This window comes from Paenibacillus terrae, from assembly GCF_005217525.1.
In the GTDB taxonomy this organism is placed as follows: Bacteria; Bacillota; Bacilli; order Paenibacillales; family Paenibacillaceae; genus Paenibacillus; species Paenibacillus terrae_C.
In genome coordinates this window covers 1,030,083-1,055,533 of the sequence record NZ_PNXQ01000016.1, presented here as the reverse complement: position 1 = coordinate 1,055,533, position 25,451 = coordinate 1,030,083, and the positions used below count along the sequence as shown (strand labels likewise).

The following is a 25,451-nucleotide window of genomic DNA, read 5'->3' as shown; positions in this document are numbered from 1 at the left end:
CAACTCCAAAACCAGAACTGTAACCTATCTTTACTTGTGATGTAATGTTATTGAAAATTTCACCATTATCATAAATCGCTTGATACTGTCGATCTGATTCACCTGTTATTCCTATTAGTGAGGCAACATTGTTTACCTTTACTTCCCAATACCATTTCCCACTTGTTTTCCCTACTGTCGCTCTGTCGCTTTTTCTTGACCCATCAATAAAAGTTACTAAAGACCCATTTGTCCAAGTTACATTTGTAGTCTCTGCTTTTGTAACTGTAGGAAATAATGAGAACACGGAAACTCCAATAAATAATGCTAACAAGATACTCCCAAACTTTTTGAACATTTTATTATTCATGACTTCCTCCTAAAATTATGTAATAACAAACTGAATTATAAAACTCAATTATAGGAATGTCTAAACATTAATGTCTATATATTCAAATATAAGTTTAATAATGTATTTAAATTTTTAGAAAGCAACAAGGATCTACTGTTGTATATCTGGTACACCTTATTTTATTTCACGACAATTTACGTGATACTTCGACATGTCTCCTAATATAGTATTGAGAAGATTTAAATACTATGGAGGTGTCAGATGATAAGAGGAATCGCTTAAGGGCTATCCAACTAAAAAAGGATACGACCGCGACGAATGGCCTATGGCGATGTGTTCCGAAGGTGGAGAGGGTGCAGACATTAAGTAAATAAGTCCAAAGGATAACCGTGGAGCTGGATCGTGGGTAGGACACAAATTGGACTACTATCCCGATGGAACAAAGGTAAGATTCATAGTGAAATAAAAGCGAGGACTCAACCAGTACAGAAGCTGGTATGAGTCCTTTTTTTATAACCAATAAAAAAATAATTATGCAAATATTTAGATTATATTTATAGATTAGCAAGTTTATGTTTAGACAAAATTTTTAGTGATGTATACCCTTAATAGTATAAAAGTACTCAGGAGGAAATTTAATGAATCAAATGTCTAAGAAAATAAAACTATTGTTTGGAGCACTGGTATTTGTTTTTTTTGCTCTTACTTCAACTACTACATATGCTGCTTCTGTTGGTGGAAGCCTAACTTCACCAGAAAATGGATGGAAGAGATATGATGATAGTTCCCCAAAAATTAAATATGAAGGTATTTGGCTTGATGAAAGTAACACAGCATTTTTAAATGGAAAATCCAAGTATTCTAAATTTAACAATACAGATTCGAAGTTGGTATTTAAGTTTAAAGGAACAAAATTAAGAATAATAGGACCTACGAATGTCAATAAGCCAACTGAAATTCCAATTACTATCGATAATGTTACTGAGACATTTAGTGGATATAGTAGTAATTTAGTATATGGTCAAATTCTTCTCTATGAAAAGACAGGTTTATCAGATACAGTTCATACTGTCACAATAGAAACTCCGCCAATCGTAGCTAAAATCCAAAATGGTGATATTCAGTTTGACGCAATAGACATTGATGAAAATGGCCAACTAATAGATATGAATGTTCCAATTAATCTTAAAGCAACGCCTGGAGACAGTCAGGTTACTCTGAAATGGGATCAAACTAAAGACGCTGAAAGCTATACAGTCAAATACGGAACAGAATCGGGCAAATACACTGAAAGCGCAACAGCTACAAAAGATGCATATGGAAATTTTATCATTCCAGGTCTGACCAACGGAACGAAGTACTACTTTGTTGTGAGTGCTAAGGTGAATGGCGTTGATTCTGAATACTTCAATGAAGCTTCAGCAACACCGCAAGGAGGGGGCGGTCAACCTGATCCAGAGCCAACTACTGGAGATCGTGCGATTTTGGTAGTTACTATGACAACTGGTTTGGAAAAGGAATTCGACCTAAGCATGAAAGAGGTCAATGACTTTATCTCATGGTACGAAAGCAAGCAGGCTGGTTCTGGATCTGCATCCTATGCAATTAACAAGCACGATAACAACAAAGGACCATTTAGCAGCCGTAAGGACTACATGCTGTATGATCGTATCCTAACATTTGAAGTAAGTGAATACTCTAAATAAATTGAAAAGCTCTGCTAACCTTAATTGGTCGGCAGAGCTTTGATCGTTTCTAACAGTTCCGTGTTAGCTGGTTTATATTTCGTTTTAGCTTCTTCTTATAATTTGCCGAGGTTACGAAACTCAATTGTCGTCCTTTACCATGTTGAAAATATGCAAAAAAGAGCAGTGAGGAATTAACCCTCCTGCTCTTTTTATTGGGGACAAATTGGGGACAGACTGTAGTATTTTGTGTAGAATACAGTCCAAATGAGAACATATATAAACATATAAAAGCCTTGAGGATACTGGATTTCGGAACTGTATGCCATTATAGTATATTAAAAACTCATGACTTAAAATCCTGCGGTAGGTGACTACCGTACCGGTTCGATCCCGGTCCTCGGCATCCTTACGTTTTACTACGGTCACATTAACGTTAAATGAACGAAATAACGTGAGGTCTTGGGTACATGCGGAGTATTCCGTTATAGGTACACAGGACCAGCGAAACGCCTCACCGTTACTATCCGGAGGGGCGTTTTTTGTTTTGTCAAGATTAGGGAGTATTAATCCGAACGCGGGCAACGGGACCGATAGGCAACAATTATTTAATAACCATCTGGCTACTATAAAGAAACAAAAGACAGAGTGCCGGCAGTTCGGTCGATGTTGATGTGCTGACTGTGATATTAGCTGCACCTAACGAAAAAACGTTTGTTGATCTTTGCAACTAAACACCCATGCTCGTGACGCTGGATACTGGCACACGTCCATTGGAGGGCGCAAAAAACCGAATACGGGCAACGAAAAATGTAAGCATGCCTCTCCTTCTTTTGATTGGCACGGATCCCCCAATAATCGCTAACTGAAGGGCCTGACAACACTTATACAAGTAGTCAGGCTCCACTCATTATCTTAGATACTTTTAAACGATTCATTGAGCTTAAAAAAGCTTGGAGGCCATGACAAACGATTATTTGAGCTGCTTAGGTTCATTCGCTCTCGCAACATCTACCTTGCTTAGAAGCAGATAACAAATTGTAAAGGAGAGTGCGACAGCAATGATCATTCCAGAGATGGCATAGATAAAGTAAGGCCCAAAGTAAGCGGGAATACTAAATATACTGGATAACACATATCCATACAATCGGACACCGAAAAAGCTGATAAAAGCCGAAGCAACTGAACTTGCAATGATGGCGGCTAGAAAAGCTTTCTTGTACTTAGCCAGTACACCGAATAAAGCAGGTTCAGTAATTCCCAAAAGACCGGAGACGGCGGCTGAAACAATAATAGATTTTTCTTTAGGTGTGTTTACCTTGTAATACACTGCAAATGTTGCACCTACGATTGAAAAGTTAGCCATACACATCATAGGCATTAACATATCGTAACCTTGTGTTGCGAAATTCTGCAAAGCAATCGGAGTCATTGCATGATGCATGCCAGTAAAGACAGCCAAAGGTCGAATCGCACCAACAACAACGCCAGCAAGGATGGGAGAGATACTGAATAAGCCTTGAACAAGCCAAGCCAAGCCATTGCCTAGGTGAATGCCAATGGGACCGATAACGGATAATGCCAGGAAGCCCGAAATAAACAAGGTTAACGTTGGCGTAACTACGGTTTTTAACACTTCTGGCATAAACCTGTTAACAATTTTATGAATATGGCTCATCGCCCATACGGCAAAGATAATCGGGATTACTGTACCGGTGTAGTTAAACACTGGGATAGGTATAAAGCCTAAAAACTGAAACGAGGAAAGTTCCCCGGCCTTGGCCGCATCCACCATCGTTGGAAACATAATGGTAGCAGCGATTGCTATCGCTAAATATTCGTTGGTTTTGAAAATTTTAGCCGCCGAGGCTGCCAAGAAAAACGGTAAAAACGTAAATACTCCGCTTGCCATCATGTTAATGATCTGAATGGTTTCGCTTTGATCCGAGATGATATGGAGGGCGGTCAACCCTGCGATAAGTCCCTTGATCAATCCTGCCCCGGCAATAGCTGGAACGATAGGCCCAAACACGCCGGATACAATATTCATGAAGAGTGTAACAAACCCCTTCTTCTTTTCAGCGCTTGCCTCATCTTCCTTTTGAACATCCGTTAGCTTTAATTCACTGGCCAAAATATTAAAATATTCCGCGACTTTAGGACCAAGAATGATTTGGAATTGGTCATTATTAAACTGCGCGCCCAAAACCGGGTCCAATTCCTTAATTTTCTCTATGTCCACTTTGTTTTTATCTTTTAGATCAAACCTGAGTCTGGTCATGCAATGCCAAGCGTTTTGAATATTGCTTTCTCCTCCGACCCCATAAATCATGTCTTGTACCGCTTTCACTTTGTTCATTAAAATTCTCCTGTCCTAGGAATATAAAGTATTGGTTCCGTTTACATTCTGAATGGTATCACAAAGGTCTGGCGAATAAAAGCAGTCCAAAATAAGCTTTGTTTTATGAAAAAGCCTTTATACATAAGGTTTTTTTGAACTTTTTATAATAAATTGGACTGGTTTTTTTAAGTGATTCGACAATTTACCCAGCCAAATTGATTCTGCATTTCAAACATGTTTCAATAAACCTAGAAATTCTTAGAAAAGAGGAGACATATGAACCCTTCCATCATCACTAATGTGGAATGTTTTGTGCTTAAACCTGATCGACATAATCTGGTGGTCGTCAGAGTAACTACAGATAATAAAATTACGGGGTATGGTTGCGCCACTTTTCAGCAGCGCCCGAAAGCCGTTCAGCTCATCGTCGAGGAGTACCTTAAACCTATATTGATTGGAAGAGACGCCAACCATATTGAGGACTTATGGCATATGATGATGGTCAACTCTTATTGGCGTAATGGACCTGTACTGAATAACGCTATTTCTGGGGTGGATATGGCTTTGTGGGACATCAAGGGTAAAATTGCCGGCATGCCCTTGTACCAGCTGTTTGGAGGCAAATCTAGGGATGCGATACCTGCATATACTCATGCAGTTGCAGACAACATCGAGGATTTGTACCGAGAGATTGATGGTATTCTTGAGCAAGGATATAGACATATCCGGTGCCAACTTGGCTTTTATGGAGGGAATCCTTCACACTTGCACGCTCCGGAATACTCAACCCAGGGTTCCTATTATGACCAGGACGAGTATATGCGAACAACCACCAAGATGTTTGCTCTATTAAGGTCAAAATATAATGACCAGTTTCATATCCTACATGACGTGCATGAACGACTTTTCCCGAATCAAGCCGTACAGTTTGCAAAAGACCTCGAATGCTATAAACCGTACTTTGTTGAGGATATTTTACCACCGGATCAAAATGAATGGTTAAGTCAGATACGTTCGCAAACTTCAACTGCAATAGCCACCGGAGAACTGTTCAATAATCCTTTAGAATGGAGAAGCCTTATTGTCAACAGGCAGATTGATTTTATTCGCTGCCATGTATCTCAAATTGGAGGGATCACGCCTGCCCTCAAGCTCGGAGCCTTATGCGAGGCATTCGGAGTTAGAATTGCTTGGCATACACCGTCAGACATTACTCCTATTGGAATCGCCGTTAACACTCATCTAAACATTCACCTGCACAGTGCCGCGATCCAGGAGAATATTCCTATTAAGGAGAACACACGCAGCATCTTTACGCCCATCATAGACGCTAAAGACGGATATATTTACCCTCTTGAACTACCGGGCATCGGCGTGGAATTCAATCAGGAACAGGCGAAAAATTATCCGGTGGAATACAGGATGCACGAATGGACGCAGGCGAGATTGCCAGATGGAACACTGATGACCCCTTAAAACAAAAATACTCCAGCATAAAGGAACCCTTATGCTGGAGAAGCTGCCTGTTTAGGTGAATGCTTCTATAAGTTTCTTCTTTTGTGATGCTCGTTATTGAAGGCTGTCAAATACGTACATTTATAGTCAATGGCTACGATTTCGCTTATCTCAAAGATAATCCCATTATTAAGAATGCCGCGGCTTGATATTTTCATCGCCGGGCTCTTTCTCTTTTGTTGCAAGAGCATAGCCTGTTCTTTATTAAGGGAGATTGCCTCATAAGTATTTAGGTAATGCGAAATCGTATATTTATGTTTTTTCACATAGGATTGAATGGATTGTTCGGCATCCGTGTGCGTAAGGATTGGAAATAAAATAACAGGTAATCGGGACAACTCTAACTGCATCGTTTGATAGTTAACGATTCTTAGACGTTGATATACCCATACTTCATCGCGGCTTGTTAATCCGAAAATCTGTTGGTCCTCGGGAGTAGCGGGTTGCTTTTGCAACTCGATTACTTTGGATTTTATGTTGGAGTATGGGTTCTCGGTTAAAGAGTTATAAATGAGCGGACTGGTCTGAATATTCTTTCCAATGAAGATGCCTGATCCCTGAATGACTTTAACCAGGCCCATGTATTTTAATTTTTTGATTGCTTCATGAATCGTGTACCTTGAAACATTATACTGCTTCGCGAGTTCTCTTTCCGTCGGCAGTTTCCAGTCAGGATAATGATTTTGGTAGATTTTGCTCAATACATCGTGAATTACAAATTCCTTTTTGTTCACTAATAAGCCCCCTAGTTGTTGGTTCGTTGATATTTTTATCATACTGTTATAGCAACTATTATCAAGTGATCATAGTAATTATGAGATAGAGGGAGGATTTTCTTATCTTCAGGCCAGCTACAAAGAGCATTCCAAACTGTTTGAATAGCTATGGCAGGAAGCGATTGAACGGCAAAAGGGAGAGAAAATTATATGGGTATTGTCTTTTCGTAGGCAGGGAGACAAGCCTTTTTGGGAAAATGATCCTTCCTTTAATACGCCGGAGAAACGTGGACAATTAATATCTTATGTGGTTCGCAAGCAGTACAGTATGATCTGCGAATTTGTGGAGCAGCCCGTTTGCAGTATGGCGATGTATGGCGAGATTGCCGAGTTATACAAGCAGGGTCACATTGAAGTCCCCGAAGGAGTAATTAAAATATGGGCGGACAATGGTTACGGTAAAATGGTATCCCGGCGCCATGGCAATCTCAACCATCGTGTACCGGCATTGCCCGAGGTGGAGGATGAAGGCAAGAACGGAGTATATTATCATGTGACCTTCCATGATTTGCAGGTGTCAAACCATATTACGCAATTTCCCTCCTCTGCCGAGCTGATTGTTGACGAATTAACGACAGCATTTGCCGTAGGAGCAGACGAGTATCTGTTGGTCAATTCGGGTAATATTTTGCCGCATTTATATACGCTGGATTTGGCAGCGAATTTATGGACGTATGGTAACACGGATGCTGAACAGCAGCTTACTGACTTTATCGGGCGGGGGAGGAATTCTATCACCATCCGGTACGGCAAATGATGGGCTTTTGGCTGCAAGGTAAAGAAGGCAGAGATGAACGGCTGTGCTGGGCTGCTGGAGAAGGATCTTTTCCTGAGCAGGTACGCTGGTTCAAGGAAAAAGCCGAATCGGCAATCCCCGGCTGGGTTGGACTGCGAGAGAGGTGTCTGCGAATTATGAAACAATTGCCTGAAGACGAATGTCGCAGGCTTTATAATCAGCTTCTTGTGCAGATTGAATTGCATCTGAGCGGCTCCCGTGGGCTGGCTGACATCTGCATCGCTTACGGGTTATTTCTTGAAGAAGATTATCCACGAGCATTTATACAAGCTTCGCGTGCAGTTTGGAGCTACCAGATGGGTAAAGAAGCGCTCTTGCTCGCAGGAACTGGAAGATGGGAGCATTTCTACCGGGCGGATTGGTTGGCCAATCTCGATAACACCATTTCTCATACGGACACAGTGCGGAGATTTCTCCGGATTCAGGGAGATAGTCCCGATATGTTCCTGCGGTACAAACAATATGTAATGCCGGAAACAGAGAAACATATCTACCTGGAAAATACGCATCGCAAGCCGCTACCCGATGATGAATTGGCACGCTGCTTGGAGAAGGTGCTATATTAGAGGACTCGGTCCCAGTAAAAGAACCTTCCGGTCCATCAAGATGGATTGGAAGGTTCTTTGTAACTTAACCTATGTTTTGTTTAGCTTCTGCATATCTCATGATGCAGCTTTCAAGTTACCATCACCTGCAGACCTCTAAACAATTTTTTTCTTCCATCCATACCGTTTCTTGAGTTTCAGGTCTACTCATATCTTCTTGCAGAAAAGCCGTGTTCCTTGGTAATCCACGAAATGACGAAGGCAAGAAGCATAAGGATAAGCAACGTCCACGGAAAAGAGTGAACCCCAAGCGTCTCTAAAAGAATTCCGCCAAGCAAGCCGCCCCCGCCAATGGCCAGATTCCAAGCGGTTACAAGCATAGACTGAGCTACATCTGCACTCTCGCCTGCCGCTTCGGCCAATGCGGTCTGTAATAAGGTAGCGGCACCGCCGAAGGTCAGTCCCCACAGGGCAACACTTAAATACACGATGGCAGGTTGGTGACTTCCGATTCCTAGTGCCACAGCAGTTACAGCAAAGCCAAGGGTACTCATGAGTACCAATAAACGCAACCAGCGGTCGATCAATGCACCGACCAATCCAATTCCGGCAACTGAAGTTATCCCGAAAATAAGCAGCACCACATCCGTTCGGGAGGCCAGTCCAGCCTGACTCAAATAAGGAGCGATATAGGTGTACAGAATATTATGCGCAAGTACCCAAACCAAAACGACAAGTAAAATGGGACGTACACCGGCAATCGTGAAAACCCTACTCAGCGGGAGTTGCTGTTGGGAAGCCTGTCCGGGAAAATCCGGAAGTTTCCAGAGTACCCAGACGACTAAGACTACCGCGAGAAAGGACATGGTACCAAAAACTGTTCTCCAGCCAACAAGCGCACCGAGGAACGTTCCTAACGGAACGCCGAGGGCAAGAGCCAGCGGGGTTCCTGACATGGCGACAGCCATGGCGCGTCCTTTTAATGAATCCGGAACCATTCGCCGGGCATAGCCAGCAAGCATTCCCCATAACACACCAGCGGCTACGCCTGCAAGGAAACGGGCAGCCAGCGTCAAGATATAGTAAGAAGACAGTGCCGTAATGGTGTTAAACATGAGAAATCCAATGATACAGAGCAATAATAAAGGCCGTCGTCGCCAGCCCCGTGTTGCGGCAGTCAAAGGGATTGCGGCAGCGAGCGAACCGAGAGCATACAACGTGACCAATTGGCCAGACAAAGCTTCCGATATTCCCAGTCCTTTGCTGATTTGTGGCAATAGACCAGCGGGAAGCGTTTCGGTGAGAATACAAATAAATCCGGTCATAGCAAGCGCCAGTAACCCGCCCCATGGAAGTCCTTTAGATGAAGCTGTATCTCTGGTAGTGTGTTCGGTAAAATTCAGATTTGAATTCATATTCCAATCCCCTTCTAATCAAGCATTACATCTGCTCATAAGGAGCAGGAGTTGTTTTTTATCATAAGGTATGTTTTGATATAACTGAAATACTATTATTTCATAGAGGGGATAACCGTATGGTTATGTTGGGTGTATGTCTGTGAATATGAATCATCTCGAAGTGTTTATGAAGGTTGCGGAGAAAATGAATATGACGGAGGCTGCTAAAGCGCTGTTTATTTCCCAGCCTGCGGTTAGCAAGGCTTTGATCCAATTTGAAAATACTTTGCAGGTGAAATTGTTTATTCGCGACAAGCAGAATGGACTCGTACTGACCGAAGTGGGAAAAGAAATGCTGAGTCTGGCCAGACAAATGAAGGAAATCGAAGATAAAATAGTTCAGCTTGCGTGTCAGGAGAATAAGCTTTTGCGCGGTAAAGTAAAAATAGGCTCCTTCCCGGCGGCCTCTACGAACTTGCTTCCAGAAGCGATCTGCTTATTCCGCTCCCAATATCCGGAAGTCACCATTGAACTGATGGAAGGAAACTCGAATCAAATTAAACAATGGGTGGAGGATCACACTGTTGAAATTGGAATAGTAGCTTCCCCATTTGATCATTATAACGTCCGCATTCTTGAACACGATTCCATGGTTGCCATCATACCGGAGAATCATCCATTGCAAGCAGAACACGAGGTTTCTCTGGAACAGAACAGGAACGACCTTATCTTCTGTAAAGGAGGACATGAATCTGCTGTATTAAACACCTTGCATGAGCAGCAAATTCCTTTCCAGGAGAGTCTCACGGTCCAAACAGCCGAAACGTTAGTCCATATGGTCCAAAAAAAGCTGGGCATCGGCATTATATCGAAATTTACGCTTTCCTCAGTGTCCCATTCACTAATCGTTAAAGAGATTATTCCCCGGATTACGCGGGATATCGGAATTATCGCGCATTCCTTTGATGAAGCGACCCCGGCAGCCCGTGAATTTGTAAAAGTGTTGAGTCAGTTATATCGTTCGAGTGAGTAATTTAATAACAGGGCCTTTGCAAAAGCAAGGGCCCTTTTGTATGGTTTGTTTTGGGGAGATATGAGGAATGAAGTATAGAGATTATTTATAAAACGGGAGATTCATGCTGTTGTTGCACTACAGATTGAACAGCCCGCTGCCAGCCAGTATAATATTTCTCTCTGGTAGCGTCATCCATCTTTGGTTCATATGCTTCATACATTTTAAGATTGGAAGCGATTTGATCTGGATCGGACCAAAAGCCTGCGCCGAGCCCACCGAGATAGACTGAACCCATGGCCGACAGCTCGGCACATGTGGATCGGCTCACAAGGTTGCCCAGAATATCGGCCTGAAATTGCATCAGCCAAGTGTTGGAGGAAGCCCCACCGTCCGTGCGCAGGCCGACCAACTCAATCCCGGACTGTTCCTGAATAAACTCTATAGCATCCCGTACTTGGTAAGCGATGCTCTCCAACGCAGCCCGGACAATGTGTCCTTTGCCAGTTCCACGGTTCATACCGATAATTGCCGCCCGGGCGTAGGGATTCCAATAGGGAGCGCCCATTCCGACAAAGGCAGGCACAAGATAGACACCATCGTTTGCAGGAACGCTTTCGACTAAGCGCTGCATTTCCTCAAAGGTAGAGAACAGTCCTAAGTTGTCCTGCGTCCATTTGATGCTGTCACCTGTTGTCCGGATGATGGCTTCAAGTGCATACGTAACAGTTCCGCCGGCCCCCCAGGCGATAGCGGTTACAAGTCCGTCACCGCCATCCACCGGATGATTCCCTACGTTCATTAATACAGAGGTGCCCGTGCCAAAGGTTGCTTTGGCTGTTCCGGGCTTGAAACACAGATGCCCATACAATGCCCCTTGTGAATCTCCAATGACGCCCGAAATCGGTATTTTCTCATTGAAAAGGTCGCAATCTGCCGTATATCCGAAAATAGCGTCGGATGGTTTAACCTCGGGCAGCAGGGAAGAAGGAACGGAAAACAACTGAGCAAGCTCTTCATCCCACTCCAGCGTGTGGATATTGAACAGCGATGTACGGCTGGCATTTGTATAGTCGGTTGCATGTTTTTTGCCGCCGGTAAGCTTCCAGACCAGCCAACTGTCCATGTTCCCTGCAAGTAGCCTCCCTTCAGCCAGCAGGTTGGCAGCTCCTTCCGCATGTTCAATGATCCACTTGAACTTGGCAGCGGAGAAATAAGGGTCAAGCATAAGCCCTGTTTTGGCGTGGATAGTGCTTTCGTGGCCAGCTTGCTTCAGCTCGGCGCACAGGTCCGCCGTACGCTGGCATTGCCAGACAATAGCATTATATATTGGCTGACCAGTCGTCTTATCCCACACCAGTGCCGTTTCGCGTTGATTGGTGATTGTCAGCGCAGCTAGTGCGGACGGGTGGACGCATGCTTGCTCCAATACGCTGCGGGCCGTTATTTTGACATTTTCATAAATTTCGAGCGGATCATGCTCTACCCAGCCGGGATGGGGGTAATATTGCTTATGCTCCATCCCGCTGCGGGCGATTACTGTACCCTGATGGTCTACAAGGAGTGCTTTGGTGCCTGAAGTACTCTGGTCGATGGCCAATATATATTGTTGATTGTGCTCCATATGCTTCGCCCTCTACTTATTAATCAATTCGAATGCAATTTGTTTGATATTGTCACCCGTAATGCCGTAGTGGTGGAAAACTTCCGCCGATTTACCGGCAATCGCCGGCTCATCCGGGATGCCGAGCACTCTCATAGGAACCGGGTGATTCTGCACAACAATTTCTGCCACCGCTGCGCCGAGACCGCCGTAAATGCTATGTTCCTCAACGGTAATGATGCGTCCAGTTTCACGTGCAGCGGTAATGATCGCCTCTTCATCCAGCGGCTTGATTGTATGCATGTTGATTACCCGGGCGGATATGCCTTCGTCGTTGAGTGCCTTGGCGGCATCGAGTGCGATTCGCACGGTTTCACCGACACCAATAATTGTAACGTCTTTGCCTTCTCTCACAGTTATAGCTTTGCCTATTTCGAATGGGTAATCATCGGTTTCGTAAACGTCCTCAACGGGATTACGCCCGATTCGCACGTATACGCCGCCGTCATATTTTACAAGCGCTTCGGTCATTTTCTTCGTTTCGTGACGATCAGCAGGCAGGACAATCGCCAGTCCCGGAATTGCCCGGGCTACTGCGATATCTTGCACGGAGTGGTGTGACATGCCAAGCGCCCCGTAGCTGACGCCTCCGCTAATGCCGATGAGCTTCACATTTGTCCGCGAATAAGCAACGTCAACTTTGACTTGTTCAATACTGCGCATACTGAGGAAGCAGGCTGGTGAAGTCACAAACGGTTTTTTGCCGCTGTGGGCCAGGCCTGCAGACATGCCTACGATATTCTGTTCGGCAATGCCGACCTCAACGAACTGCTCCGGGAATGTATTGGCAAAGGGAGCCATTGCAGCAGAACCACGCGAATCGCTGGCCAGTACCATGATATCACGGTCGTCTTTGGCCAACTCCAGCAGTGTGTCACAGATTACTTGGCGATTAGGAATTTTATTCATGCTTAATGCACCTGTCCTTTCTGCGTCAATTCTTCGATTGTTGCCTTTAGCTCTGTGAGAGCCAGCTCCAACTCTTTATCATTAGGCACATGGTGGTGCCATGCCGGGACATTTTCGGCGAACGATACGCCTTTGCCCTTGGTGGTATTGGCCATAATTAACGTTGGCTTTCCCGCTACTTCAGGGACGGACCTGAATGCCTTAAGCAATTCTTCCATATTGTTGCCGTTGATAGAGACGACGTTCCAGCCGAAGGCAGTCCACTTCTCTTCCAGCGGCTCCAGTCCCATGACTTCTTCGGTAGCACCGCTGATCTGGAGTCGGTTGCGGTCGATAATGCCGATCAGGTTATCCAGCTTATAATGAGAGCCTGCCATAGCGGCTTCCCAGTTGGAGCCTTCGGCCTGTTCGCCGTCTCCCATTAGACAAAATACACGGTAAGGACGGTCATCCCGCTTGGCAGCTAGTGCCATGCCTACGGAAATGGGCAGACCGTGGCCGAGGGCCCCGGTGTTCATTTCAATCCCTGGAACCTTGTTGTTCGGGTGGCCAATGAGTCGGGTACCGAACTGGCTATAGGTCTCCAGCTCTTCTTTTGGGAAAAAGCCCCGGTCGGCCAGAATACACCATAGAGATTCTACGGAATGCCCTTTGCTGGCGATAAAGCGATCACGGTCATCCCATTTTGGATTAGCAGGGTCAACGTTCATGATTTCATAATATAAAGCCGTTAAAATGTCTGTATTGCTCAGCGATCCCCCCGTATGTCCCGTTTTGGCGCGGTGAATGATGGTTAGCAGGTCCATGCGGATTTGTGCGGCTTTGACTTTCAGTTCCTGGATTTCCATAATGTCCTCCTCAAGATAGATATTATAGGGATGGGCTTTGTCGCTTTAGACGTCTCAAACGTGAATGTTCGGGTGCTTATTACGGGCGAGATCGGATCCTCTAAGCCAGCTTTGAATTTCCTGTTCTGTGGGATCGACCGGATCAGGCGTCAGGCCGGGTATATAATTGCAGGCCTCATAAATGGCCGGGATCACATTGGCGTGGATACCTACGGAATGATGGACGTAAGGCCCTTTTACGAGTTTTTCCTCCCACAGCGGCCAATCGTTTACTTCCACCCATACGTAGGAGCCGCGGGTATAAGGACCTTCAATACCCCGGGCACGCCCGAGGAACATGGAGTACTCACCGTGGTCGCCGTCAAATCGGGCAATGGTCATACCGCCACCGCGGATTTCGCCTTCATGCGTTCCGGGAGAATGGTCGTCGAAGAGAAAATGCTTGCGTAACTTCGGTTTGTTCTCTACAGAGAGCGAGACCGGGAAATTGCCACAGTGGAAGAGAAGTTCGCCGTTATCATTCTCAGGATGTCGAACAGTAATATCTGCGAAGAAGGTTGGCATTGTGTTCATGGAGGCAGCCTGCACCATAATGGAAGTAATGGCTCCATGGATATCTGTTTCACAAGTAACCGGAATTTGTTCGTCAGTCAGGATTGCGTTGGCCAGACACGGCATAATGGATATGGCATCCTGCAAAGAGGACCAGCACTGGATTGCGATAGCGCTGCTTCCCGTCTCACGGGCGAAGGATTTCATGGCGACCTTTAAAGCAGCTATCCGTCTTACGTCATCTTCGGTCACTTCACTGTAATCGAGTTTTTCTTTAATGTAATCCATCGTTTCCAGAAGCTCGGAGCTATTGCTGGAGGCGATTTTTTTGGTTCTAAGCTGAATGTCGACAATGGTAATGGGGTGAATCTCAATACCGAAGCGTTCCAGCAGTTCGCCTTCATTGCACATCATCGTCCAGAACGAAGCAGGGCGTGGGCCAATCTGGAGAATGCGTAAGCTTTTGAATTGGCGCACGACGTTGGCGGCAGCCACAAAGTTGGTAAAGCCTCTTTCGAAAACCGGATCATTCACCCAACTGTTCGTTACATAGGTAAAGGGAACGTTGAATCTTCGAAGCACTTTACCTGTGGCGAAAATACCGCATTGGGTGTCGCGAAGGCGCATGCCGTCCGCAAGCGGCGCTTCATCCCGCGGTCCCCACAGCAGGACAGGCTTGCCGAGCGCCTTGCCTACACGAGCTACAGTATCTTCTGTACCAAAGTTGCAATGTGGGAAAAAAACTGCGTCGACTTCTTCCTCTTTGAATCGCTTTGCAATTAAATCCGCGTTTATATGGTCGTCATACAGCAAGCCTTCCTCATTAAGGCCCTCCAGGTCTACAATGTCGATATCCATGCCAAAGCTCTCAATTTTCTTGCGAATTTCCACTTTGTACTTAAAGGCATCGTCGGCGCTGAACGTAAATCGGCGCGTCGGAGCATAACCCAACTTTAATTTCTTCATGATCATGTCTCCTCTGTACTTGAATAAACAACATTTGCTGAACAAAATAGAATAAATAAACTAAACAAAATTAAATTAGTTTAGTTTTAAAAACTAAATTCAATGACTATTTCTATGTCGAGGCCATAGTAACATCGAATTAAAACGGTGTCAATGAATTATTCGGTGATATTTAGTTGCGAAAATCTAAATAAATAACTAAACAAATATCTAAACAAATATAAATAAATTCAGCTAACCATTGCATCACATCTCAATTCGATGTAAACTTCACTTATTCACTTCACTGCTGTGTTCATCTTATTTAGAATGGAGAATTAGGGCATGAAAATGGAAGACATCGCTAAGCTGGCCAACGTATCCAAATCAGCTGTTTCACTGGCCTTCAGCGGCAAGCCGGGTATTGGCCCGGATACGCGTGAACGTATTCTCCAGGTAGCCCACGAGGCAGGATACAGTCCCAAAAGCAAGACGATAACGGCTTCAAGAAGTGATAAGTCCTTGCTTTTTCTCGTGTGTACAAATTCGGGTATTGTCCTTGAGGAATACTATCAGCAGCCATTTTTTAAAGAATTAATCCAGTTTATTGAGGAACGTTGCCGACAAAAAGGGTATTCGTTGATCTTCTCGACGGTCGACGTAGAATTTTTCCAGAGGGATATCCAGATGGTTGCAGAGGAGAAACGCAGCGCAGGCACCATTGTTCTGGGAACCAATCTGACCCGTGAGCAGATCAGTGATATTCATGCCGAGCTGCAGAATCTGATTGTGCTGGATACCTGCTTTGATACGCTTCCCGTACAATTTATCCAGATTAATAATGTTATGGGTGCTTATCAGGCAGGAGCTTATTTATGCGACATGGGTCATACCTCAATCGGTTATATTGCTTCAAATGTACGAATTCATAATTTTGAGGAACGTAAACGCGGATTTTTGTCGGCACTCATGGAACGGGGGCTGAAGATTCCGGAGGCACAAATGCTGGCTGTAGCGCCAACCATTCTTACTTCGCAGGAGGATCTGAATCGGCAGCTAACCGTTTATCTGGAGAGCGGGAAAACTTTGCCAACGGCCTGGTTCTGCGAATGCGACTATATTGCTATCAGCGCTATGAAGACCATGAGCGAGCTTGGCATCCGGGTGCCGCAGGATACTTCAATTATCGGCTTTGACAACATTACGGAATCGGTCATTGTTACGCCGGAGCTAACAACCATTCATGTAGAAAAAGAAAGAATGGCTGTTCTGGCTGTCGATCTCCTGACCGATTCTATTGAGCAGGGAACGCAGGTTACAGCAAAAATCACAGTGGATACGAAATTTGTAGAGCGCAATTCCTGTGCTGCTCCTGCCACTTTCGTACCTAAAGGCGAGCTAACCGAGCAGGCCTGAGTGGAGGATAGATTTGGACAAAAGAACGGGGGGTCACCTTGAATGAATACGCGAATGGTTTCGATTCTACAGCATTTGCTGGCTGCGGACACTCCTGTCAAGAGCGAGCATCTGGCAAAGTTGATCCAGGTTACTTCACGTACCGTACGTAGCGATATCAGAGAACTGGATGAATTTCTGGCCAAGCATGGAGCATCGATTCAACCTGTTCGTTCAAGGGGGTATGAACTGAAAATCACGGACGACCGCAGCTTTCGTACGCTCCTACAGCAGTTGTTCCTGTATAACGAACCGGATGATCCCAATTCTCCTGAATACCGACAGCGTTATTTAATCTCGCGCCTCCTGCTTACAGAAAATTATTTGAAGCTGGAAGAGTTGGCGGATGAGTTATACATTAGCAAATCCACCGTACAAAATGATTTCAAAGAGGTTAAGCATATGCTACAGGCTTACGGAATCGGCATTGATAAGCGCCCGAATTACGGTGTCAAGCTGAGGGGCGACGAGGTTCGCTTACGTTTCTGCATGTCTGAATTCATCGTCAACCGTTCTGAAGAAGAAAGGACTGGGGGCGTGGAGGCCGCATCGAGAATGGTTACCCCTTGGGAAATGACACTCATTCGCGGTATTATTCTGGAGCAAATCCAGAACCACGGGGTCACTTTGTCGGATGTTGCCTTCAACAACCTGTCCATTCATATTGCTATAGCTTGCAAGCGTATTCGCGATGGGAACCGGGTCGCAATGTTTTCCGATGAAAGGGAAGATTTTCGGGCTACCGAGGAATTTCGAGCCGCTGAACATATTGTTAGCCACATTGAAAAGCAAATGGATTTGATCTTTCCGGAGGATGAGGTTGCTTATATCGCCATGCATCTGGCCGGGAACAAGTGGTTTGAGGGAGTTACGGAGCAACAGACAGAAGAGGCGGGACCTCAGAAGCTCTTGGATCGGGGAATTTATGAGCTTGGCAGAGAAATGCTGGCTGAAATTGACAGGGGTTTTAACCTGAATATCAGCCGGGATCAAGAACTGTTAATGGGCATATGTCTTCATCTGAAATCGGCGCTAAACCGCGTAAAATATGGGATGAATATCCGTAATCCGATGCTGGATCATGTGAAGAATAATTATCCTTTGGCTTTTCAGGCGGGGGTCATAGGTGCCAAGTTGATCGAGAGCAAACTGAATTTGGCTATACCAGAGACAGAAATGGGTTATTTGGCGATTCATATCGGGGCCGCCATGGAGAGGCAGCAGATGAACAACAGACCTAAACGCTGCCTTGTCGTATGCACTTCGGGTGTTGGAAGTGCCCGCTTGCTGTATTACAAGTTACGTAGCAAGTTCGGTGAAAGGCTTGAGGTTGCTGGCACGACCGAGTATTACAAGTTGCAGCAGGTTCCTTTGCATGGCATTGATTTTGTGGTAAGCACAGTTCCAATCCCGCAGACATTATCCGTTCCGGTCGTGGTAGTTCAGACTCTGCTTGGCGGCGGTGACATCGATAAGATTGAAGAGCTGCTGACGGATGAAGGCGAATTTACTTTCCGCTACATTATGGAAGAGCTTGTGTTTCTGAGACAAAACTTCACTACAAAAGAAGAGATTATTACTTTTTTGGGAGAAAGAATGCATGCTTCCGGATTGATCCGCTCTTCCGAGGGATTCATCGGATTGGTGCTGGAAAGGGAAAATGCTGCTCCTACGGCTTACGGAAATCTGGTAGCCATTCCTCATCCCATTATTCCGCAAAGCAACCGGACGGTATGGGCGGTCTGTACACTGAAATCTCCCATAGATTGGTCCGGTAAGCCCGTGCAATTCGTCTGCCTGCTCAGTATTAACAAAAATGGCGACGAGCCTCCGGCGAAAATGTATAAGCATCTGATGGGGCTAGTCGATGACTCCGATATTATCCAGCAAATGCTGGAATGCAAAACCTACGGGGATTTTGCTCAAATTATTGTCAAACATAAACTGTATTAAAATAAAGCTCTGCACGACATCTGCTTGGATTTTGAACAAGCATCGTGCGGAGTTTTGCTATTTTTTTCCATTGTAAGCATTTCCGCTTCTAGTGGAAAAGGGTTGCGTTTAGAAGTCGGCAAGAATCGTATACACTGAATCTGTAAGCTAAAGAGATGAAATGCATGGGGTGAATTCAATGGATGAGTATCAGGAAATCATAATGGGACTTATAACAAATTCGGGTATTGCGAAGAGTAAAGCTATGGAAGCCATCAGCTTTGCCGAGAAGGGTAATGCGGAGCAGGCAGCAGAATGTCTTGAAGAATGCAAGAACGAACTGGTCCAAGCGCATAAATCGCAGACGCGACTGATCCAGCAGGAAGCGGGTGGGACAACTCATGAAGTGACACTGCTCATGGTGCATGCACAAGACCATCTCATGTCTGCCATTACGACCAAGGATCTGGCGAGACATATCGTGGAACTTTACAGCAGATTGAACCGTTACGAAGCATCAGTATCCATCACACCATTATCGGGGAGGAATAACCAATGAAACAAATTACGCTCGTATGTGCAGCGGGAATGTCTACAAGTATGCTGGTGCAGAAAATGCAGAAGGCTGCACAGGCTCAAAATGTTGAGGTTGAGATCAGAGCTACTTCCGAAAGCTCCTTTAAAGAGTATGCGGACAAAACGGATGTACTGCTGATTGGACCGCAGGTCGGCTATTTGGAAGACGATTTTAAAACCAAATACGAGCCTAAAGGCATCAAGGTAAGCGTAATCGACAGAATGGATTATGGCATGATGAATGGTGAAAAGGTACTTGCCGAAGCCTTAAATCTATAATCGTCTGTACAAATAGATCAACACTTTTTCATTGAAGGTGGTCAAAATGAAATATCATAAATTGAAAGCGTTTGACTCCAATTTTCTATGGGGTGGATCGACCTCGGCCTATCAGTTTGAAGGAGCATGGAACGAGGACGGAAAAGGTCCGTCTGTTATTGACACCCGTCCGCCCCGGCAAGGGATCACTGATTATAAGGTGGCAAGCGATCATTACCATCACTATAAGGAAGACATTGCCTTACTGGCGGAAATGGGCTTCAAGGCTTATCGCTTCTCGGTGGCCTGGACCCGCATTTATCCGCAGGGAACAGGGGAATTGAATCCGAAAGGCATACAGTTTTACAACCATTTAATTGATGAGTTATTAAAATACGGGATCGAACCGATCGTGACCATGTATCATTTTGATCTTCCGGCAGCTTTGGAAAAAGAAGGCGGATGGTCGAACCGTAGTACAATCAATGCATTTGAAACGTATGCGAAGACATTGTTCGAACACTTTGGGGACCGGGTGAAATATTGGTTAACTATTAACGAACAAAACATGATGATTTTGCACGGTTCCGCTTTGGGAACGTTGGACCCGAACCTGAAGAATCCGAAAAAGGAATTGTATCAGCAAAATCATCATATGCTTCTGGCCCAAGCCAGGGCGATGATTTTGTGCAAAGAAATGTTACCTGAAGCTAAAGTGGCACCGGCCCCTAACATCTCGTGCGTATATCCAGCGTCTTCGCGTCCGGAAGATGTGCTGGCGGCTGATAACTTCAACGCAATCCGCAATTGGTTATACCTTGATATGGCAGTGTTTGGCCGTTACAATACGCTGGTCTGGAGCTACTTCGAGGAAAAAGGCTATACGCCTGAGATTCAAGAAGGTGATATGAGTATTCTGTCCGCCGCGAAGCCAGACTTTATCGCTTTTAATTATTACAGCTCTGCAACGGTCAAAGCCAGTACCCAGAATTCGGCAGAAAAAGGCGGGATGGGGGATCAGCAAATCTCAGTTGGAGAAGTGGGTGTTTTTGCTGGGAGTGGAAATGAGTACCTGGAACGAACGGAGTTCGGCTGGGGAATTGATCCGGCAGGCTTGCGTGTTACTCTTAGGAAGATCTATGACCGCTACCAGCTACCGCTGATCATTACCGAGAATGGACTGGGGGCTTTTGATTCCTTGGAAGAGGGCGATGTCGTAAGAGATGATTACCGCATCGATTACTTGCGCAAACATATCGAGCAATGCCAGCTGGCTATTACGGACGGGGTGGAGCTGTTTGGTTATTGTCCTTGGTCCGCAATTGATCTGGTCAGCACCCACCAGGGAGTAAGCAAACGTTACGGATTCGTCTATGTTGACCGGGATGAGTTCAACCTGAGACAATTGCGGCGGATTCGCAAGAACAGCTTCCATTGGTACAAAAATGTGATTTCCTCAAATGGAAGCGTTCTCTAGATTATAGTACAACAGATGAAACTCTAAAGCAGGAGTTGAAGGAATATGGCTAACGAAAAAAAACTATCGCATAAATTACAAAGATACGCTGGGAAAATTCAGCAAAATCGCTATATGAGCGCTATATCAAATGGACTGATGTCCACCCTTCCTTTTTTGATTATTGGAGCATTTTCGACGCTTTTCTCCGCACTTGCCTGGGAGCCTTACCAGAACCTCATCGCACCCATTAAGGGTATTATCGGATTAGGATCGACGATGACAACTGGCATCATCGCCCTCTATGCAGTCTTCTTCATCGCCTACAGACTGGCGCAAGCTTTTGACAAGGACCCGCTGGTTCCGGCAGCAACGGCACTGCTCTCGTTTCTTATTTTGACGCCGATTCAAACATTCGATAAAGTCCGGGCGCTTCCACTTCAGTGGCTTGGTGCGCAGGGTTTGTTTGTCGCTATGTTGGTTGGCTTGCTGGCTTCCCGATTGTATATCTGGATTGTCGATCGCAACTGGACCATTAAAATGCCCGAAGGAGTACCTCCAACCGTTGTCAAAACATTCTCAGGATTAATTCCAGCGATACTCGTAGCTATGGCATTCGTTATCGTTTCCGGTCTGTTCATGCATACGTCATTCGGTACGGTCCATGAGTTTATTTATACCTATCTGCAAGTGCCACTGGAAGGACTGGGTGGATCACTGGGGGCTATGATTGTCGCCCTCATCATTATGCAGGTGCTCTGGATGTTCGGAATCCACGGCGCAATTGTAACGCTTGCCATTGTCAAACCGATCTGGATGAGCCTGGATCTTGCCAATCTCGACGCTTTCCAGGCGGGAGCTCCGCTACCGAACATTATCGGGCTGGCTTTCTGGTATATCTTCTCAAACTATGCGCCGATGCTGGGCTTCGCTCTCCTGCTGGTCTTCTTGGCCAAGAGCAAGCAATTACGCACGATTGGCAAGCTCGGCCTTCCGGGGACTTTCTTCTCGATTCACGAGCCACTCATTTTCGGAATTCCAGTTGTTTTGAATCCGCTCCTGGCTATTCCGTTTATCGTTGCTCCTATCGTCTGCGCCGTCCTCGGTTATTTTGCGACAACTGCGGGCTTGCTGCCTGCACCCATCGGAATTTACCCGGCATTTGGCACTCCTATTTTTGCTCTGGGCTTTATTGAGGGGAGCTGGAGACTTGCAGCTGCACAGCTTTTGCTCATTCCCGTTTGTATGTTGATTTACTATCCGTTCTTTAGAACGCTTGATAAACAAGCGTTGAACAGGGAACGCGAAGCACAGGAGAAGTCAGAGCAGGAGGGAACGGCTGGAGCCCAAGCTAGTATCGTTACTTCATAAATGAGCAATAAAAGGGAAAGCGGCGAACTGTTCGCCGTTTTCTGTCATTACAGCAATAAGGAGGATGCCGTATGATAAAGCTTGGCATAGCGGAGAACAAACGTTACTTTGTCAATGAAGGAGTTCCATTTTTTTATCTGGCGGATACCGTATGGAGCGCATTTACCAACATCTCACTGGAGGAATGGGCTGATTATCTTGACTACAGAAGTAGCCAGGGGTTTAATGTTCTGCAAATCAATTTGCTGCGTCAGTGGGATGCCAGCGGCAGTGATTTGGATTACGAACCGTTCGAACGGATTGAGGACGGGAGCTACGATTTTTATTCGCTGAATCCAGACTATTTTGACAGGGCGGAGACAATGGTCGAGATGGCGGTGAGCAAGGGATTTGTACCCGCGCTTGTTTTGCTTTGGTGCAATTACATCCCGGATACATGGGCGGCCAAGCTTCGTGATGAGAAAAAGATGCCTCTGGAGGCGGTAGAACCGTATGTGCGTTACGCGGCAGACCGATTCTCAAAGTATCACCCTATCTATATCGTGAGCGGGGATACTGACTTCCCGTCAGAGCGAGCGAACGAGTATTACCGCACCGCACTTCACGTTGTGAAGACACATAGTCCAGAGTGCTTGACTACTCTGCACATTCAGGGTAGACTGGCGGATTTGCCGGATGAGTTCATTAACGATCCTAATTTGGACTTTTACATGTACCAATCAGGTCACAATTCGCAGTTTCAGTCCAAGGCCTACACCTTGGCGTTGGACTTCTACAACAAGCGGGTAACACGGCCTGTGCTAAACTCGGAACCTTGCTACGAGATGATGGGATACAGCCGGAGAGAATACGGTCGTTTCGGCCGTGCCGACGTGCGTAAAGCTGCATGGCAAAGTCTTTTGTCCGGTGCGGGAGCCGGCGTAACCTACGGAGCACATGGAATATGGAGCTGGCACAAAAAAGGGAAGCGCTTTGGAGTTACCGGGGAAGGTTTTGATAGCCCCTATGAATGGCAGGCTGCCCTTAAATTTGAGGGAGCGTGGGATTATGGATTCGCGAAGTGGCTGTTCCAGATATACGGACTGGTAGATTTGCAGCCTTGGAACATAGTACTTAAGAACACGGAAGAGATTCGAGTTGCCTCAACCAGAGGCTTCGAAAAAATTGCTATTTATGTGCCGGTGAACACGGTCCTGAAGCTAGACGCTGATCTCAGAGAATATGACTTTACGATTCTCGACCTGGAATACCGCCGATTTGCAGCAGCTTCGGTAGCGTTTCAGGACAATGTAACGGTTATTGATATGCATAATTTTGAGGGGGATGTCATCGTGATTGGCGTGAAAGATAAGAATTGAGCGTTCCGCAATCTTCATCCGAATCTCTGTTAGATCGCTTGCAACCTTTCCATCCTGAACTACGTCAAAGAGGTTGTTAATGGCCAGGCGGCCTAATTCAACTACAAGGTGGAACTTACATGAATATGAGAAAAAGCGCATTCGCAGCCATGACCACAGTATTGCTTCTTTCCTTCTCTTTTGGAGGTCAAATGTTTGCGGCGGGCAATCCGTTCAGGGATTTGGACAGCATAAGCGGCAAAGACAAAATCATTTCCCTTCAAAATCAGGGTTTGCTCACAGGGGTCTCTGATACGCAGTTTCTCCCCGCCTCTAGAGTGACTGCTGCCCAAGGCATTCAGTTGATCTCCGGCGGGTTTCAGCTCAGTTTGGCTGCTATTGATTTTAATAAGGCGCCACAGGCCAGCGGACTGTTCACCCATGTTAAGGATACCGCATGGTATGCCGAAGCCTTTATCAACGCGCATTATAATGGCGTAGAGATTCCTAAAGATATCGATCCTTCAAAAACGCTGACCAAGGAAGAGTTCACCCATATGCTGATTCAGGGCATGGAAAAAGCAGGTAGCCTGCCGATGATCAAAATTGCACCTGTAACGATTGCCGATGATAGCAAGTTGGAGCCATCGTATCAAGGCAGCATCCAGCGTTCGCTGATATACAAGGTTAATACCCTGGATGCAAGTAAAAAATTTAATCCAAAAAGCGAGATTACACGTGCGGAAGCAGCCGTTATGTTGTATAACGCACTGGAATATCTAAAAGCTCATAAGGCTTAACCGACTATGCTGGGCCAACCTCTTGATTTTTATGAGGTGCCGTGTGGATTTGGGCTTACAGTTACTTGACACCATTATCGTTAATGCTATAATAAGGAAATCGAATTTAGAACCAACGGTAGCTGATTATCGTATGGTTTCTATCCTGGTCCTTCGGCATGTAACACAGGTAACGAATAAATAGGCTGGCTCCGGATGAGGGAGACCAGCTTATTTTTTTGTGAATAAACAGTTTAAACATTTCGGGACCCATATATCGAGAGGAGACGGGAGTTATGTTTGGTAATGATTGGGATGAAGTTTTGCGAGAAGAGGTAGAAAAGCCTTATTTCAATGAATTGAGGTATACATTAGCACGCGAATACAAGATACATAAAGTCTACCCTCCAAAGGAAGATTTGTTTTCTGCACTCAAATTAACACCATATCATCTTACCAAAGCGGTTATATTGGGACAGGACCCCTATCATGGAGAGGGACAAGCCCACGGCTTGAGCTTTTCCGTAAGACCAGGTGTGCGTACACCGCCGTCTCTGCAAAATATATATAAAGAGTTGCGTGATGATATCGGCACTCCCATTCCCAATCAGGGCTACCTGGTTCCTTGGGCAGAGCAGGGAGTGCTGCTGCTGAACAATGTGCTGACCGTGCGTGAAGGACAACCGCAATCTCATCAGGGAATAGGCTGGGAACGTTTCACGGATGCCGTTATTGAGGCGATTAATGAACGTGAGCAGCCAGTAGTGTTCATTTTGTGGGGAAGCCATGCTCAGAAGAAAGCAAGCTTTGTGAATACGAGCAAGCATTTGGTTTTAAAATCCGTCCATCCGAGTCCTTTGGCGGCTCATAGGGGCTTTTTCGGCAGCAAGCCTTTTTCGCAAACCAATGCATTTTTGCTGGAGCATGGAATGGAAGCGATTCGGTGGGAGATTCCTAACCGCTAGCACTGGA

At 45.6% G+C, this 25,451-nt stretch carries 21 protein-coding genes and 2 pseudogenes; 15 read left to right on the top strand and 8 right to left on the bottom strand.

Annotated features, from left to right (window positions below; all coding sequences use genetic code 11):
* A pseudogene (locus tag C1I60_RS25960) lies at positions 1 to 349 on the bottom strand (SPRY domain-containing protein); the annotation flags it as partial.
* A 256-nt stretch (positions 350 to 605) separates the two neighbouring features.
* Here C1I60_RS25960 and C1I60_RS25955 point away from each other — a divergent pair.
* A pseudogene (locus C1I60_RS25955) lies at positions 606 to 797 on the top strand (NucA/NucB deoxyribonuclease domain-containing protein); the annotation flags it as partial.
* Between the two features lie 172 nt (positions 798 to 969).
* Positions 970 to 2,037, top strand: a complete 1,068-nt coding sequence (locus C1I60_RS22425) for a fibronectin type III domain-containing protein (protein ID WP_170970870.1) — start codon at positions 970 to 972, stop codon at positions 2,035 to 2,037.
* Between the two features lie 952 nt (positions 2,038 to 2,989).
* Here C1I60_RS22425 and C1I60_RS22420 read toward each other — a convergent pair.
* The gene (locus tag C1I60_RS22420) at positions 2,990 to 4,375 is read right to left on the bottom strand and encodes a PTS transporter subunit EIIC (protein ID WP_137063689.1); all 1,386 of its coding nucleotides are present in this window, start codon (positions 4,373 to 4,375) and stop codon (positions 2,990 to 2,992) included.
* A gap of 258 nt (positions 4,376 to 4,633) precedes the next feature.
* Here C1I60_RS22420 and C1I60_RS22415 point away from each other — a divergent pair, with 258 nt between their 5' ends.
* Positions 4,634 to 5,833 carry an enolase C-terminal domain-like protein gene (locus C1I60_RS22415; RefSeq protein WP_137063688.1) on the top strand — a complete coding sequence of 400 codons (1,200 nt, stop codon included), beginning with the start codon at positions 4,634 to 4,636 and terminating at the stop codon, positions 5,831 to 5,833.
* Positions 5,834 to 5,898: 65 nt separating this feature from the next.
* On the opposite strand, the gene C1I60_RS22410 is transcribed toward C1I60_RS22415, so the two are convergent.
* A complete protein-coding gene (locus tag C1I60_RS22410) occupies positions 5,899 to 6,606 on the bottom strand; it encodes a GntR family transcriptional regulator (protein WP_137063687.1) in 708 nt (235 codons plus the stop codon).
* A 199-nt stretch (positions 6,607 to 6,805) separates the two neighbouring features.
* Here C1I60_RS22410 and C1I60_RS25950 point away from each other — a divergent pair, with 199 nt between their 5' ends.
* Positions 6,806 to 7,405, top strand: coding sequence for a glycosyl hydrolase 115 family protein (locus C1I60_RS25950; protein ID WP_252361827.1), 600 nt, complete (start codon positions 6,806 to 6,808; stop codon positions 7,403 to 7,405).
* Positions 7,405 to 8,010, top strand: coding sequence for a hypothetical protein (locus tag C1I60_RS25945; protein WP_252361826.1), 606 nt, complete (start codon positions 7,405 to 7,407; stop codon positions 8,008 to 8,010). The genes C1I60_RS25950 and C1I60_RS25945 overlap by 1 nt, the downstream gene beginning before the upstream one ends.
* Positions 8,011 to 8,192: 182 nt before the next feature.
* Here C1I60_RS25945 and C1I60_RS22400 read toward each other — a convergent pair whose 3' ends face one another.
* Positions 8,193 to 9,404 (bottom strand): MFS transporter, encoded by a 1,212-nt coding sequence (locus tag C1I60_RS22400; RefSeq protein WP_137063686.1) that lies wholly within the window; start codon positions 9,402 to 9,404, stop codon positions 8,193 to 8,195.
* A gap of 136 nt (positions 9,405 to 9,540) precedes the next feature.
* Between C1I60_RS22400 and C1I60_RS22395 the strand changes: the two genes are divergently transcribed.
* Positions 9,541 to 10,419, top strand: coding sequence for a LysR family transcriptional regulator (locus tag C1I60_RS22395; RefSeq protein ID WP_170970869.1), 879 nt, complete (start codon positions 9,541 to 9,543; stop codon positions 10,417 to 10,419).
* An 85-nt stretch (positions 10,420 to 10,504) separates the two neighbouring features.
* Here C1I60_RS22395 and glpK read toward each other — a convergent pair whose 3' ends face one another.
* Genes glpK through C1I60_RS22375 form a run of 4 tightly spaced genes read right to left on the bottom strand, consistent with a single transcriptional unit; the run spans position 10,505 to position 15,336 of the window.
* Positions 10,505 to 12,022, bottom strand: a complete 1,518-nt coding sequence (gene glpK / locus C1I60_RS22390; protein WP_137063684.1) for a glycerol kinase GlpK — start codon at positions 12,020 to 12,022, stop codon at positions 10,505 to 10,507.
* A 12-nt stretch (positions 12,023 to 12,034) separates the two neighbouring features.
* On the bottom strand, positions 12,035 to 12,970 hold the full coding sequence (locus C1I60_RS22385; protein ID WP_137063683.1) for a transketolase family protein: 936 nt from the start codon (positions 12,968 to 12,970) through the stop codon (positions 12,035 to 12,037).
* 2 nt (positions 12,971 to 12,972) lie between these two features.
* Positions 12,973 to 13,818: a transketolase gene (locus C1I60_RS22380; RefSeq protein ID WP_137063682.1), complete on the bottom strand. Its 846-nt coding sequence runs from the start codon at positions 13,816 to 13,818 to the stop codon at positions 12,973 to 12,975.
* Between the two features lie 54 nt (positions 13,819 to 13,872).
* On the bottom strand, positions 13,873 to 15,336 hold the full coding sequence (locus tag C1I60_RS22375; RefSeq protein WP_137063681.1) for an L-fucose/L-arabinose isomerase family protein: 1,464 nt from the start codon (positions 15,334 to 15,336) through the stop codon (positions 13,873 to 13,875).
* Positions 15,337 to 15,660: 324 nt separating this feature from the next.
* On the opposite strand from C1I60_RS22375, the gene C1I60_RS22370 reads away from it, so the two are divergent.
* From C1I60_RS22370 to C1I60_RS22330, 9 genes are all read left to right on the top strand, one after another.
* Entirely contained in the window at positions 15,661 to 16,731 is a 1,071-nt protein-coding gene (locus tag C1I60_RS22370; RefSeq protein ID WP_137063680.1) for a LacI family DNA-binding transcriptional regulator, read from the top strand.
* 42 nt (positions 16,732 to 16,773) lie between these two features.
* Positions 16,774 to 18,723 (top strand): BglG family transcription antiterminator, encoded by a 1,950-nt coding sequence (locus C1I60_RS22365; protein ID WP_137063679.1) that lies wholly within the window; start codon positions 16,774 to 16,776, stop codon positions 18,721 to 18,723.
* 178 nt (positions 18,724 to 18,901) lie between these two features.
* Entirely contained in the window at positions 18,902 to 19,261 is a 360-nt protein-coding gene (locus tag C1I60_RS22360) for a PTS sugar transporter subunit IIA (protein ID WP_137063678.1), read from the top strand.
* Positions 19,258 to 19,557, top strand: a complete 300-nt coding sequence (locus C1I60_RS22355) for a PTS sugar transporter subunit IIB (protein ID WP_023989371.1) — start codon at positions 19,258 to 19,260, stop codon at positions 19,555 to 19,557. Before C1I60_RS22360 ends, C1I60_RS22355 begins: the two co-directional genes overlap by 4 nt.
* A 46-nt stretch (positions 19,558 to 19,603) precedes the next feature.
* Complete coding sequence (locus C1I60_RS22350; protein ID WP_137063677.1) at positions 19,604 to 21,013, top strand: glycoside hydrolase family 1 protein; 1,410 nt, start codon at positions 19,604 to 19,606, stop codon at positions 21,011 to 21,013.
* 45 nt (positions 21,014 to 21,058) lie between these two features.
* On the top strand, positions 21,059 to 22,363 hold the full coding sequence (locus tag C1I60_RS22345) for a PTS sugar transporter subunit IIC (RefSeq protein WP_137063676.1): 1,305 nt from the start codon (positions 21,059 to 21,061) through the stop codon (positions 22,361 to 22,363).
* Positions 22,364 to 22,434: 71 nt separating this feature from the next.
* Positions 22,435 to 23,721 carry a glycoside hydrolase family 140 protein gene (locus tag C1I60_RS22340; protein ID WP_137063675.1) on the top strand — a complete coding sequence of 429 codons (1,287 nt, stop codon included), beginning with the start codon at positions 22,435 to 22,437 and terminating at the stop codon, positions 23,719 to 23,721.
* Positions 23,722 to 23,840: 119 nt separating this feature from the next.
* The gene (locus C1I60_RS22335; RefSeq protein WP_137063674.1) at positions 23,841 to 24,500 is read left to right on the top strand and encodes an S-layer homology domain-containing protein; all 660 of its coding nucleotides are present in this window, start codon (positions 23,841 to 23,843) and stop codon (positions 24,498 to 24,500) included.
* A 275-nt stretch (positions 24,501 to 24,775) separates the two neighbouring features.
* The gene (locus C1I60_RS22330) at positions 24,776 to 25,444 is read left to right on the top strand and encodes a uracil-DNA glycosylase (RefSeq protein WP_137063673.1); all 669 of its coding nucleotides are present in this window, start codon (positions 24,776 to 24,778) and stop codon (positions 25,442 to 25,444) included.
* Positions 25,445 to 25,451: the final 7 nt, after the last annotated feature.